13 protein-coding genes are annotated in these 13,265 nt (G+C 42.4%); all 13 read left to right on the top strand.

From position 1 onward, the window contains the following. Positions 1-51 precede the first annotated feature (51 nt). A complete protein-coding gene (locus NCCP133_RS07840; protein ID WP_264804372.1) occupies positions 52-1,602 on the top strand; it encodes a hypothetical protein in 1,551 nt (516 codons plus the stop codon). Positions 1,603-1,607: 5 nt separating this feature from the next. After that, positions 1,608-2,612, top strand: coding sequence for an AAA family ATPase (locus tag NCCP133_RS07835; protein WP_264804371.1), 1,005 nt, complete (start codon positions 1,608-1,610; stop codon positions 2,610-2,612). Beyond that, positions 2,612-3,478 carry a DUF58 domain-containing protein gene (locus tag NCCP133_RS07830; protein WP_264804370.1) on the top strand — a complete coding sequence of 289 codons (867 nt, stop codon included), beginning with the start codon at positions 2,612-2,614 and terminating at the stop codon, positions 3,476-3,478. The genes NCCP133_RS07835 and NCCP133_RS07830 overlap by 1 nt, the downstream gene beginning before the upstream one ends. A 7-nt stretch (positions 3,479-3,485) precedes the next feature. Further along, positions 3,486-5,258 carry a vWA domain-containing protein gene (locus tag NCCP133_RS07825; protein ID WP_264804369.1) on the top strand — a complete coding sequence of 591 codons (1,773 nt, stop codon included), beginning with the start codon at positions 3,486-3,488 and terminating at the stop codon, positions 5,256-5,258. Further along, complete coding sequence (locus NCCP133_RS07820; protein ID WP_264804368.1) at positions 5,242-8,004, top strand: VWA domain-containing protein; 2,763 nt, start codon at positions 5,242-5,244, stop codon at positions 8,002-8,004. Before NCCP133_RS07825 ends, NCCP133_RS07820 begins: the two co-directional genes overlap by 17 nt. A 252-nt stretch (positions 8,005-8,256) precedes the next feature. Beyond that, positions 8,257-8,589 carry a putative DNA-binding protein gene (locus NCCP133_RS07815; RefSeq protein ID WP_264804367.1) on the top strand — a complete coding sequence of 111 codons (333 nt, stop codon included), beginning with the start codon at positions 8,257-8,259 and terminating at the stop codon, positions 8,587-8,589. 12 nt (positions 8,590-8,601) lie between these two features. Then, complete coding sequence (gene ffh, locus NCCP133_RS07810) at positions 8,602-9,954, top strand: signal recognition particle protein (RefSeq protein ID WP_264804366.1); 1,353 nt, start codon at positions 8,602-8,604, stop codon at positions 9,952-9,954. A gap of 109 nt (positions 9,955-10,063) precedes the next feature. Then, on the top strand, positions 10,064-10,336 hold the full coding sequence (gene rpsP / locus NCCP133_RS07805; RefSeq protein WP_009330784.1) for a 30S ribosomal protein S16: 273 nt from the start codon (positions 10,064-10,066) through the stop codon (positions 10,334-10,336). 11 nt (positions 10,337-10,347) lie between these two features. Beyond that, complete coding sequence (locus tag NCCP133_RS07800; protein WP_264804365.1) at positions 10,348-10,578, top strand: KH domain-containing protein; 231 nt, start codon at positions 10,348-10,350, stop codon at positions 10,576-10,578. Between the two features lie 168 nt (positions 10,579-10,746). After that, positions 10,747-11,133, top strand: coding sequence for a YlqD family protein (locus NCCP133_RS07795; protein ID WP_264804364.1), 387 nt, complete (start codon positions 10,747-10,749; stop codon positions 11,131-11,133). A 14-nt stretch (positions 11,134-11,147) separates the two neighbouring features. Further along, the gene (rimM, locus tag NCCP133_RS07790; RefSeq protein WP_264804363.1) at positions 11,148-11,669 is read left to right on the top strand and encodes a ribosome maturation factor RimM; all 522 of its coding nucleotides are present in this window, start codon (positions 11,148-11,150) and stop codon (positions 11,667-11,669) included. Beyond that, positions 11,669-12,406 (top strand): tRNA (guanosine(37)-N1)-methyltransferase TrmD, encoded by a 738-nt coding sequence (trmD, locus tag NCCP133_RS07785; protein ID WP_264804409.1) that lies wholly within the window; start codon positions 11,669-11,671, stop codon positions 12,404-12,406. The genes rimM and trmD overlap by 1 nt, the downstream gene beginning before the upstream one ends. A 136-nt stretch (positions 12,407-12,542) precedes the next feature. Continuing rightward, complete coding sequence (gene rplS / locus NCCP133_RS07780) at positions 12,543-12,887, top strand: 50S ribosomal protein L19 (protein ID WP_264804362.1); 345 nt, start codon at positions 12,543-12,545, stop codon at positions 12,885-12,887. Positions 12,888-13,265 lie beyond the last annotated feature (378 nt).

Below are 13,265 nucleotides of genomic sequence, written 5' to 3'. Positions count from 1 at the left end.
CCTCTTTGAGACTCGGGATTGCCCGCAATTTTTAATAAGGGAATGAAATGGATGGAAGACCGCATTCAATTTTTAAGATTAATAAAACCGATTAAGAGACAGATGCTATTTCAGCTGATTGTTATGGAGTTCCAGGTATTCCTTTTGTCAGCGGCATTCTTGTCATTTCTGTTGATTGCTGTTGCCCGATTTGTAGCAATCCCCTTTCTTGGTTACTATTTTTTTCTAATTGTATGTTTATCTGCGGCCTCAGCTGCTTACCGGATTTGGAATCAATGGCCAGACATGCTTGATGCTGCAGCGGTGTATAACAGGTTTGTAGCAGAAGACAGGGTACTAACAGCGCATTCTTTTCTAACGGATGATGGAATAGTAGCTAAATTGCAGCTTGCTGATGCACTAAAGCATATGAAAAAAGTCCATCATCACGTTTTAGGCAGGAAGAAAGTTTTCATATATCCTAAGCCCCTTACAGCATTTTTTACTTTTCTTGCTTTGTCAGTGCTGTTATATATGATTCCAAGCGAGAAAATGGAATTGGCGCAAAGACAAGAGAAGGAAATTGAGCTGGTAGAAGGAGCAAAAAAGGAACTAGAGAAAAAAGAAAAGAAGGAAAAAAATCCTGAGGTGAAAAAGGCTTTAAAAGAAGCACAAGAAAAAATTGCCGAAAAAAAATCGGCCGAAGAAGCATTAAAAGAGCTGGCAAAACAAAAGAAGAGCCTGGAATTTAACGCACTTAAAGAAAAAGAAAAATCAATTGCGCTGGAAAATTTGAAATCCAACTTGGATAAAAATGGTCTGGATCAATTAAGCCGTCTTCTTGATCAAAAGGATCTGGCTTCCTTTGAAAAAGAATTGTCAAAGCTTGAAAAACAGAAAGAAAAATTAAGTGAAGAACAAAGAAAAGCATTGAGTAAGCTTACAGGCAGTGATGAACCTTTAACAGAAGAAGAGCTTTCAAAGCTGCTGGCTGAGCTAGAAGATGCATTGCAATCAGAAGAACTTTTAAAACAGCTTGCTGCAGCCCAGCAGGCGCTTCAGAGTTCAGGGCTGTCCCTCCAAAAGCAGATGGCTGCAAATGGGATGCCTCCCGGTCAGCTGGCATTTGCTCCGCCTGGCCAGCCCGGGAGTCAGGGGGCCAGTTCAAATACACAGCAGCGAAGTAATTCCGGACAGCAAAAAAATCAAAATCAGACTGGCAATAATTCCGCAAATGGTACAGGCAGCGGATCAGGATCGGGTACAGGCAGCGGATCAGGCTCAGCTGCCGGAGCTGGAACAGGAACAGGAAGTGGCTCGGGCAGCGGACAGGGAGGCGGGGCAGGTCTTGGACAGGGATCAAGAGACTTTTTGACTATTCCAACCAATATGGAAGGACAGCAAAATATTGAAAATGATAATGGCATACTTGGTGAAGGTCAATCAGGCCAGCAGTTTGATGGAGAAGGTCCTATTCTAAAAGGGAATATCAGGCCATACAGTGAAGTTTTTGGAAATTATGAAGAAGCATACAGGCAAAGTACGGATCGATATAAACTTCCAGCTGATTTAGAAGAAATCGTTAAAAATTATTTTACAAGTATAGATCCTGACAAGGAGTGACTTCAATGTCTGTAATAGAGGAAAAAGAACAGGAATTTGCACAAGCTGCTGACATCATCGCAAAGGTGAAAGACGAAATCCAATCATTTATAGTCGGCCAGGAAGAAGTGGTTGAACAGGTATTGTGGAGTATATTTGCAGGAGGCCATGTACTGCTGGAGGGCTTTCCAGGACTTGGAAAAACCATGCTGATAAAAACAATCTCAGAAGTTCTGGATCTTAAATTTTCCCGCATTCAGTTCACACCTGATATTATGCCATCTGATATCACCGGAACCATGCTGCTGCAGCCCGACGACGCAGGAAGGCAAACGTTTAGTTTTCACCGTGGTCCATTATTTGCAAACATTATACTTGCAGATGAAATTAACAGGGCGACACCCAAGACACAGAGTGCACTGTTGGAAGCAATGGGTGAAAAAACGGTAACCATTATGGGTGAAACAAAGAAAATGGAACAGCCGTTTTTCGTTTTAGCCACTCAAAATCCGATTGATATGGAAGGCACTTATCCTTTGCCAGAAGCTCAAACGGACCGATTCCTTTGCAAGGTAAATGTTAAATATCCTACGAAGGAAGAGCTGAAGCAAATTGCTTTAAGAACAACAGGTGCACAGGTCACACATCTGAAAAAAACTGCGGGGCTGGATGATGTGATTTCCCTTCAGGTACTGGCTAGGGAGATCCTTATCTCAAATGAAGTTCTTGATTATGCAGTTTGGCTGATTACGGCAACCCATCCAGACTCAGAGGAAGCACCTGAATTAGTAAGGGAATTTGTCCAGCATGGAAGCGGCCCGCGCGGCCTTCAAAGCCTAATTAATATGGCTAAAGCAAGGGCATTGTGCTCCGGACGGTTTCATGCATCAATCGGAGATATTAAAAACGTTGCAAAACCAGTATTGCGGCACCGCCTAATCCTAAACTTTGAAGGGGAGGCCGCTGATATTACAGCAGACTCGATCATTGAAGAATTATTAAGTGATTTGGGACGGGGAGCAAAAGGGTGATGAACAGTCAACAAATTCTCCTTGGAAGGCTTCAGAAAAGAAGGTTAGTTGTAAAAACAAAGAAAAGGGGTTTTTATGCTGGTTCACGCCAGTCCAATAAATTTGGTTCTTCCATGGAATTCTCCGATTTTAGGGCATATCAGCCAGGTGATGACATTCGCCAAATTGATTGGAATGTTTATGGAAGAACTCAAAAGCATTATATTAAACGGTTTTTGGATGAGCAGGAACTTTCCATTGCTGTTTATCTTGATGCGACTTCTTCAATGAGAAAGATCCAATCGAAGTGGGAGTACGCCAAAGGGCTTGCTGCTGCACTCAGTTTTATGGTGCTTTCTTCCGAAGACCGGCTTTTGTTTACAGCGGTATCTTCTGCTGTTGTCCACCCGGTTAAGAGAAAGGGCTCCATTTATAGCAGGCGTACATATTTGGAAATCCAAAACCTTGAGTCTGGTATGCTTTCCCAAAACTTTCTTGGCTTTTTGCGTGATGCTTTATCCAAAAAACAGCAGCTTGCAATACTAATAGCTGATGGATTTGAGCCGCTTAAGGAATGGGAAAGCCTCTTCAGGAAACTGAAAGGGCTAAAACAGGAGTTTTGGCTGTTCCAGGTGCAAGCAAAAGAGGAACTGGCACCATCTTACTCAGGGGACATGAAGTTAATAGACAGTGAATCTGGTACGGCTGTAAACGTCACGATGAGTCCTTCTATTCTAGCTGATTATGAAAAGAGGCTGAGGGATCATAACAAGCAGCTTGAGGCTCTATGCAAACGGTATGGCGGCCAGTATATTTTTGCCCCGGATTCAAGGGGTCTTCAGACAGTGCTTTTTAGGGATCTCTTTGCGAAGGGACTGGTTAGGTGACGATCGCATGCAATTCTTAAATCCTATCTATTTTAGTTTATCTATTTTTATAGGGGCCGTTGTTTTATTTTACTTTTTTCGTAAACAGTATTCGGAAATGACCGTTTCATCCAACATGCTATGGGAGCAGGTGCTGAACGAATGGCAGGCATCTCCATGGCTAAAAAAACTTCAGCAGAATCTCTTATTCTGGCTGCAAATTTTGGCGCTCCTGTTATTAATGCTGGCACTTGTACAGCCGTTTTGGCTTGAAGATGCACTGAAGGGCGAACATCTAATCATCATTGCTGATCCTTCTGCCTCTATGTCAGCTGAGGAAAGAGAAGGCACACGGTTTGAAAAAGCCAAGCAGGAAATGCTTGATTTAGCTGGCAAACTCAGCGGCCAGGAAATCACGCTCATTAAAGCAGGAGATAAAAATGAGATCCTGCTCAGCAGGGAGGAAGACCCAAAGGAGATCCGGGAAGCCATTAAAAATTTGGAGCTGACTTATGAACATGAAAATATGGACAAGGCATTGCGCCTGGCTGTTTCATTATCTTCGGGCAAAGATACAGCGATCCATCTTTTTTCAGATGCTGTTACTCCTGAAAAGGTAAAAGAGAAAGTGGATGATTTATACACTGTTGTACATAACGTTGGAGAGGACAAAGGAAACATATCATTGCAATCCTTTGGAACTGCGGCAATTGGCGAAAACATTTCAGCTGTTGCAGTGATCGAAAACCAGTCTGCCACAAATATAGATACAAGCTTCAAAGTGCATAAAGGAGATGAAGTCTTGTTTGAACAAAAACTATCATTGCAAGCAAATGAGCAGACAACCGTTCACATTCCGAACCTTCCTGAAAAACCGTATTATGAAGCAGCTATTTCTATTAAAGATGGCTATAGTGCTGATAATTCAGCCGCTTCAATCTTTACAGACCAAAAACCTAAGGTTTATGCCATGGGCTCCGTTAACCCCTTTGCAGTGAAAGGATTTCAAAATTTAGGAGCAGAGCTGCTCCAGACATCACCTGATGCCATCAGCGGTTTTAATATAAAGGGAGTTGTTCTGATTGAAGGAAAAGCAACATCTGAACTCCCTCAACAGCCTCTCCTTTTTTTAAATAGCAGCAAAGAAAAAGTAAAGCTCGAGGAGAAGCTTACTGGTACAGATGATGCCCTCCTTCAATATGTAGATATTGACAAAGTGTTTATAGGGTCCGCAGCCGTTTCTCCAGAGGGAGAATGGGAAACCGTTTTGAAAAGCGGAAAAACCCCTTTGATACAAAAAGGAATGCTGAATGGACAGCCGATTGTTATTGTGAACTTTGACCTGGCTGATACAGATTGGCCGCTGCAGCCCAGTTTCCCCATCTTTTTATATAATACTTACCAATGGTTATCTCATCAGACAGATTTCCTGGGGTACTTTAGTTCGGGGGAAGAGAGATGGATTAATATCGGAGAGGGCAATGGCACATGGGAGGTTTTTAATAATAAAGATGAAAACTTATATACGCTAGATTTAAAAAATGAAAATTTCAAAGTTCCTGCTGTACCGGGGACCTACCAGGCTGTATCAGAAAACCAAATCTATTATTTTTCTGTCCTTCTCGATGAACGGGAAAAAAATGCAGATGCTGAAGACTCTTTTATAATGAATGAAAAGTCTTCAGAAAAAGAAAGTATGACCCAAAGGCCAAATGAGACTTTATGGTTTTGGCTGACTTTATTTGCTTTGCTATTAATTGCTTTTGAATGGGAGGTATATCGCCGTGGGAATAGAGGTTAAATATCCCTTCCTGTTTTTGCTGTTTCTTCCGGCCGCAATACTGGTATTTTTGTATATACGGACTCACCGTGCGAAAGGGTATGAAAAGTATTGGATTGCCGGTCTCCGGCTGGCCAGTTTCACCTTGCTGATCTTTGCACTGACTGTTCCGCAGATCCTTCTGTCTGTCAAAGGGGAGACCGTGATATTCCTTGCCGACCGTTCTGCGAGCATCGGTGAACATGAGGAATCTCTTGCCTGGATAGAAAATAGTGTCAGTTATAGGAAAAATGAGGATCAATATGCAGTTGCAGCATTTGGTGAAAATGTAATTCTCGAACAGAGTCTTGGGATGAATCCCGATGCTGTTTCCCAATTTAATGGGGAGGTAGATATTGCTCAAACCAACCTGGAAGCAGGCCTGCAGTTTGCAGCGTCTCTGGTACCCAGGGATTCTGCAGGAAGAATTGTCCTTTTGTCGGATGGCAATGAAACTGCAGGCAATAGCATGGAGACTGCTTCTGTTTTGAAAAACCGAAATATTGAAATTGACCATGTGTTATTGAAGTCAGCTTCAGGGGAAGACGTTTCTATTTCTGATTTATCGGTGCCAGCCTCGCTTTATCTGGGGGAAAAGGCTCCGATTATAATTGAAGTGGCAAGCAATACTAGTAAAAAAGCTGAAATCAGGCTTTCAATCAATCATAAAGAAGTACTAAAGAAATCCGTACAAGTTAATGAAGGGAAGAATGTCTATACCTTCACCCATAAGGCAGATACTGCGGGGTTAACAGTATATAAGGCAGAAATCGCAGCAAATCATGATACTTTTTCCGAAAACAATACACTGAATTCGGTTGTAAACGTAAAAGGGACTCCAAAAGTGCTGATTGTACAGGGAAAGGAATCCGGGAATATTGAGACCCTTTTGGCAGAATCGGGCATAGAGGCAGATGCTGTACCTCCTGAAAAGCTTCCGACCGCGCTATCGGGGTATTTGCACTATCAATCGATCATTTTTAATAATGTCCCAGCTACCGTTATCTCCGAGAATCAGATGAATCTATTGGAGAAAGCAGTAAAGGAATTCGGAACAGGCTTTATCATGTTAGGCGGCGAAGAAAGCTTCGGATTAGGGGGATATTTTAAAACACCTATCGAAAAATTGCTTCCGGTGGACATGGATATTAAGGGAAAGAAAGAAATGCCTTCATTAGGCCTTGTGCTAGTTATGGACCGATCCGGAAGCATGGCAGGAAACAAAATTGAACTGGCAAAAGAGGCCGCTGCACGTTCAGTGGAGCTGCTTCGTGAAGAAGACACGCTTGGATTCATCGCATTTGATGACAGACCTTGGGAAATTCTTGAGACCAAACCTTTGAAAGATAAAGAGAAGGCGATTGATAAAATTAAGTCCATAACCCCCGGGGGAGGTACTGAAATCTTTACATCTCTTGAGCAGGCCTATAGGGAACTGGAAGATTTGAAGCTTCAGAGGAAGCATATTATTTTGCTGACAGATGGACAGTCAGCTGCAGATGGAGACTATGAGCTGTTAATTGAAAGCGGAAAAGAGAAGAATATTACACTTTCAACTGTTGCACTTGGGCAGGATGCTGACAGAGGGCTTCTTGAAGACCTTGCGGACATGGGAGCAGGACGATTTTACGATGTAACTGACTCATCCATTATTCCGAGCATATTATCACGGGAAACTGTGATGGCTACAAGAACTTATATTGAAGATAAACCATTCTATCCAAGCATACAGCCATATCCTGACTGGTCGGCATTATTTGATAAAGGTGTCCCGCAAATGAATGCCTATATTTCTACAACGGCAAAGGCGCGATCCCAGGTACCGGTAATGAGTGAAAAAGATGACCCTGTCCTTGCTGAATGGCAATACGGCATGGGAAGAACGATTGCTTTCACATCAGATTCCGCTGGTAAATGGTCAGGGGACTGGGCCCTCTGGGAAAAATGGCCGTTTTTTATTAATCAGCTTGTCACGAAAACCTTGCCTCAGTATGAAAGTGAACCATATAGAGTTTCAGTTGAGAAGAGAGCTGGAAATACGGTCCTTAGACTAGAATCAGCAAATAGCAAGTCGCTGCCTATAGGAACATCCATTGTCTCGGAAACCGGTGAACAGATAGAGGCAAATACAAGGCTGATCGCCCCAGGGAAATATGAAGCGGTCATGCCTGAAGATGCCGGAATGTACTTTCTCAATATTAAACAGACTGACCACAATGGGGGTGTGCAAATCCATCAGACTGGTTTCACGATTCCTTACTCAGAGGAGTATCTGCAAAAGGGTGCCAATAAGGAACATTTGGAGAAACTGTCTAAGCTTACAGGAGGGAAAGGACTTAAAGGTGAAAAGGAAAGCTTTCGTCCGCTTAGAAATTCTGCCAATACAAAACAGTCGATCAGTGAATGGCTAATCCTTGCTGCATTTCTGCTCTTTTTTATGGAAATAGCTGTTAGGCGGTTTGGGTTGATTGGAATTATAGATGAAGCACTTAAGAAAAAGAAAAAAGTTCAATCTCAAAGGGAAATTGAAAATCTAAACTCTGCCAGATCTAAGCAGGTTAAGCCGAAGCAAACTCCGCTTCAAGTACAGGAAATTGACCCTGTAAAAGAAACACCAAGAGTAAGACGAGAAAAGAAAAAGCCTTCAAAACAACAGGAATCACTTACACCCACAGAGCGGGAAGAGCGCATGAGAAGGCTGCTGGAGGCAAAAAACAGAAAAAAATAAGCAAAGGCAGGGCGGGAACGCGCTGCCTTTGTATGCCGTTGGACAAAATAATGTGTTGTGAAATGGTTTTTAGTCCCTTTAACGGGCATTGATCAGCGAGAAAATGGAATATATCAACGAAATTTCAAATCGATCAACCAAACAATGAATTTGGACCTATTCCCATTATGTAAAGATATTTTCTTGACATGCCAAACACTTCTATGTAAACTTACTTTGTAAAGGCTTTTCACTTAACAAGGGGGAATAGGGATGCTCGAAAAGACAACGAGGATGAATTACCTCTATGATTTTTATCAATCGTTGTTAACTCCTAAGCAAAGAAGCTATATGTCCCTGTACTACCTGGATGATTTTTCGCTTGGAGAGATTGCCGAGGAATATGAAGTTAGCCGACAAGCGGTTTACGACAACATAAAACGTACAGAAGTAATGCTTGAAGAGTACGAAGAAAAGCTGTTATTATTTCATAAATTTCAAGAGCGCATCAAGCTGATTGCAAACATGAAAGAAATGCTGAAAGAAGGCTCCCCTTCAGCTGAGGCATTGAAAGAAGCAGTGGCAGAGCTTGAGAAATTAGATTAGGAGGCGGCATATATGGCATTTGAAGGATTAGCCGACCGACTGCAAAATACAATTCAGAAGATCCGCGGAAAAGGCAAAATCAATGAAGCGGATGTAAAAGAAATGATGCGCGAAGTCCGTCTCGCCCTTTTGGAAGCGGACGTTAATTTCAAAGTCGTCAAAGAGTTTGTCAAAAAAGTAAGCGAACGCGCTGTCGGCCAGGAAGTTCTGAAGAGCCTGACGCCGGGCCAGCAGGTTATTAAGGTTGTTAAAGAGGAATTAACGGAACTGATGGGCGGAGAGCAGAGCAAGATTGCTGTTTCCAATCGTCCTCCGACTGTCATTATGATGGTTGGTCTTCAGGGTGCCGGTAAAACAACAACAACCGGGAAACTTGCGAACCTGCTTCGCAAGAAGTACAACCGCAATCCGATGCTGGTAGCGGCAGATATTTACCGCCCTGCTGCAATTAAGCAGCTTGAAACATTGGGCAAACAACTGAATATGCCGGTCTTTTCCCTTGGCGATCAGGTCAGCCCTGTTGAAATTGCAAAGCAGGCCATCGCAAAGGCCAAGGAAGAACATAATGATTATGTTCTGATTGATACAGCGGGAAGACTGCATGTGGATGAGGCTCTTATGGATGAGCTTAAGCAAATCAAAGAGCTTTCAAATCCAGATGAAATCTTCCTTGTTGTGGATGCCATGACGGGTCAAGATGCAGTCAATGTAGCGCAAAGCTTCAATGATCTGCTTGGTCTGACAGGGGTTGTACTGACAAAGCTGGATGGCGATACCCGAGGCGGTGCGGCTCTATCCATTAGATCCGTAACAAACATGCCAATTAAATTCGTCGGTCTTGGTGAAAAACTGGATGCGCTTGAAGCGTTCCATCCAGAACGGATGGCGTCGCGTATTTTAGGCATGGGAGACGTTTTATCCTTAATCGAAAAAGCACAGGCCAATGTGGATGAAGAAAAAGCGAAAGAGCTTGAGCAAAAGATGCGCACTGCTTCCTTCACTTTTGATGACTTTTTGGATCAGCTTGGACAGGTTCGCAATATGGGGCCGCTGGATGAGCTTCTGAAAATGATGCCTGGTGCGAACAAAATTAAAGGATTGAACAATATTCAAATCGACGAAAAGCAAATCACGCATGTTGAAGCGATTATTAAAGCGATGACCAAGGAAGAGAAAACTCATCCGGAAATCATCAATTCAAGCCGCCGCAAACGGATTGCCAAGGGTAGCGGGAGAACCGTTCCTGAAGTAAACCGTCTGCTGAAGCAATTTGAAGATATGAAAAAGATGATGAAGCAGATGACTGGCATGCAGCAAAAGGGCAAGAAAAAAGGCGGATTCAAGCTTCCTTTTAATCCTTTTTAAGCCGTCAATAAGCTTTTTCTTAAGATGTAAAGAAAAAAACCTTTACAAACTAATTAACTATCTGATATTATACTATCTTGTGTGAAACTATTCGGAGGTGCATTATAAAATGGCAGTAAAAATTCGTTTAAAACGTATGGGTGCTCACAAAAACCCTTTCTATCGTATCGTTGTAGCTGATTCTCGTTCTCCTCGTGACGGACGTTTCATTGAAACAGTAGGAACTTACAATCCGGTTGCTCAACCAGCGATCGTTGAAATCAATGAAGAGCTGGCTCTTAAATGGCTACAGACTGGTGCTAAGCCATCTGATACAGTACGCAACCTTTTCTCTAAGCAAGGCATTATGGAGAAATTCCATAACGCTAAAAACGGTAAGTAATTCATTATAAGATGAAAGAGCTTATCGAAACGATTGTTAAGCCCCTTGTTGATTTTCCGGAAGATGTTCAAGTGAATGTCCAAGAAGAGGATAGCCGAGTAACCTATCAGCTTTCTGTCAACAAGAATGACATGGGGAAAGTAATTGGGAAGCAAGGTCGCGTTGCGAAAGCAATACGGACCGTTGTGTATGCAGCTGGGTCATCAGAGCAAAAGAAGATCTTTTTAGAGATCATTGAATAGCTTTACAGGATTGGCCTTCAATGCCAACTCTGTATATTGCCAAGAAAAGGAGGGGTTTCCCCTCCTTTTTTTACAATTCTAGAATATAAACATACCGCCAACTAGAATCGACATGATTGTCAAAGAGGCCGGGTTTCCTTCGGCTAATGCGTTTAGGAGGCGCTGTATATGAAAATTATTCAATCCGTAACAGTCAAACAGGTGTTGACAGAGAAAAGCAAAAAAGATTTGCTGGCGGGATACGGGGCCAAAAAACAGCAGCTGCAAAAAGAAAGCGACCAGCTAAGGTTTGAATTGAAAAAGCAGGAAAAAACAAAGAAAATTCATCCAGCCAGTTTACTAAAGCATTTTGAAAAAGAAATTCAAATGAGGCAGGAAAAAGTCAAACTGCTCGATTTTCAAATAGAACAATTACATATGCTACCACTAGGAAGCGAATTGAAAGAAAAAGAATTGCAGGCGATTATCGAGGTTGAAAAAGGTGATTGCTGGGAAGACATAGAAAAAGGGAAAACAATTATCATAAGAGATGGTATTGTTGATGAAATCCGCTAGAGGTGATCGAAAACATGCAGAAATGGTTCAACGTAGGGAAGATTGTAAACACCCATGGCATTAAAGGTGAGGCAAGAGTAATCTCGAAAACAGACTTTGCTGAGGAGAGATATAAGCCTGGAAGCAAGCTGTATTTAATTATGCCAGACTCAAAAGGTGAACCGCTGGAACTGACGGTGAAGACCCATCGGACTCATAAGTCATTTGATTTGCTGACCTTTGAAGGGTACGAAAATATAAACCAGATCGAAAAGATGAAGGGCGGTATTTTAAAAGTATCCGAAGAACAGCTGGGAACACTTAAGGAAGATGAGTTCTATTACCATGAAATCATCGGATGTATAGTGGAAACGCTTGAAGGCGAAGAAGTGGGCGAAATCAAAGAAATTCTTTCACCTGGAGCCAATGATGTATGGGTCATTAAAGGAAAAGGCGGCAAAGAAATTCTGATTCCTTATATTGAAGATGTTGTTAAAGAAGTAGATGTGAAAGAAAAAAAAGTAGTAATCAATGCGATCGAAGGGTTGCTTTCATGATGAAAATCGATGTTCTTACTCTTTTTCCGGAAATGTTTGATGGGGTTTTTGGCCATTCCATTTTAAAAAAAGCAGCTGAGTACAAAGCAGTGGAATATAATGTTTTAAACTTCAGGGACTACGCCGACAACAAGCACAAAACGGTGGATGATTACCCCTATGGCGGGGGAGCGGGTATGGTTTTAAAGCCCCAGCCTATTTTTGATGCGGTTGATCATCTTCGTGGCGAGGGAGAAACCAAGCCGAGAGTAATTTTGCTTTGCCCTCAGGGTGAGCGTTATTCCCAAAAGAAAGCGGAAGAACTGGCAAAACTGGACCACCTTATTTTTGTTTGCGGACATTATGAAGGGTACGATGAAAGAATTCGGGAGCATGTGGCAACTGACGAGATATCGATTGGGGATTTCGTTCTTACAGGCGGCGAGCTGGGAGCGATGGTCGTAATTGATAGCATTGTGCGTTTGCTTCCAGGCGTCCTGGGCAATAAAGAATCCCATATGAAGGACTCGTTCAGCACTGGCTTCCTTGAGCACCCTCATTATACCCGACCTGCTGACTTTAGGGGTATTGAAGTGCCGAATGTTCTCATGTCAGGGAACCATCGCTTAATTGAAGAATGGAGAGCCAAGGAATCGTTAAGAAGAACCTATTTGAGGCGGCCGGATCTTCTTGAAGAAGCGGAACTAACAAAAGAACAGAAAAAATGGCTTGAAGAAATAAAAAAAGAATATAAATAACATTGAAGTTGCCGTTCGGGTATGGTATGATACTTTTTGTGACTAAGGCTGACTTTGTTCAGTTTGCGTCTGATAAAGATGTTCCGCTGCAAACAAAAGGTTGTGCAAGAGCGTCTGTTGAGAGGAGTTGAAAACGATGCAAAAATTAATTCAAGAAATCACACAAGAACAGCTTCGTACGGATCTACCGTCTTTCCGTCCTGGTGATACTGTACGTGTACACGTAAGTATTGTTGAGGGAACTCGTGAGCGTGTCCAGGTATACGAAGGAGTTGTGATTAAGCGTCGTGGTGGTGGAATCAGCGAAACTTTCACAGTTCGTAAGATTTCATACGGTGTAGGCGTTGAGCGTACATTCCCTGTCCATACACCAAAGATTGCGAAGCTTGAAGTGATCCGCCGCGGTAAAGTACGCCGTGCGAAACTTTACTACCTGCGTAACCTACGCGGTAAAAAAGCTCGTATCAAAGAAATCCGCTAATAAGAGACAAAAGAAGGAGCTTGATTTTCAAGCTCCTTTTTCTTTGAAAAGATTAGAGTATATATTTGGAACTAAGATAACTGACTAGCTCCACAAGGAACGCTTCGACAGTTTCATCATCGCTCCTCCTAAAAGCGGCAGCTTTTGGGAGAATGCGGGTCATGCAGACGTTGCCACAGGACGTGACGCTTTTAGTCTGCGTTCCTTCGTGGTCAAGGCGCCTTGCGCTTTTCTTATAAATCTGGCTAATAATATTACATAAATGTTAAATAATATATAAATAAGATTCCCATCGTGTTTATTAAGATAAATTTTTGTAAAATAAAAAATAGAAAACACTTCCTGTGGGACAGGCAGCCTATAAGGATAATTTTTGAC

The organism is Cytobacillus sp. NCCP-133 (assembly GCF_026011715.1).
GTDB lineage: Bacteria > Bacillota > Bacilli > Bacillales > Cytobacillaceae > Cytobacillus.
The sequence above is the reverse complement of the archived record's forward strand: the minus strand, read 5'-3'. Positions and strand labels throughout refer to the sequence as shown.